General features: G+C 31.9%; 1 protein-coding gene. It reads right to left on the bottom strand.

Going from position 1 to position 753, the window contains the following annotated elements:
* Positions 1-588, bottom strand: a 588-nt coding sequence (locus tag ACF91D_RS31045; RefSeq protein ID WP_392438595.1) for a YqaJ viral recombinase family nuclease, incomplete at its 3' end; no start/stop codon positions are given.
* Between the last annotated feature and the right edge of the window lie 165 nt (positions 589-753).

Raw genomic sequence — 753 nt, 5'->3', positions numbered from 1 at the left:
GGGTATCTCATCGCCCAATATATAACGCTCCCAAAAGTCTTTTTCTTTATCTATGATGAGCTTAATTAATTCTTCATCACGTTCAATCTCTTTCCATAAGAATCTATTACCACCAATCAACACTGCAATATAAGCTTTTTTATATCCTGTAACTGCTAAATAATGTTGTACTTGAGCTAAATAAGTACTGGGAATTTCATCATCTACCCACTTGCCTTTATTGAATTCTGAAGTGGTTTTGCATTCTAATAACGCATCTTCACCAACAACTGAACGGTCTATATTTGCGATCATAAAATTATATTTAGGATGTCTGAACATTTTATTTACTCTTCTAACCTTTTTACCTGTGCGTTTACTAAACTCTTGCGCAACTACATCTTCTAAAACATTGCACCAATAGATATATTCATTATCTAAAACTGGTTCTTTAACTTCGCCAATTTTTTCAAAATATAATTGTATTGGAGATTTCCATTTATTAACACCAAGAATAGCACCTACATCAGAACCACCTATTCCAGTTTTCCGAACATTCAACCAATCTTTATGAGACATATCTTTTGTATTAATTGAACTTCTACTCAAGTTAATAACACCTCCTATTTGTTCATAGTATTTATTAGTTCATCTAGCGAATTTAATAATTGGAATTTTTTTAATGCTTCTAAAGCTTTGCTTTCAGAGACAATAAACTTAGCCATATAATCAGGCGCAATTAAACTGTCTCCCCAAAAGTCTTTTTCGTCATCT

It is taken from the genome of Staphylococcus sp. 231237_7MaSpsaltlick (assembly GCF_043107035.1).
This window is presented reverse-complemented; position numbering and strand designations above follow the sequence as displayed.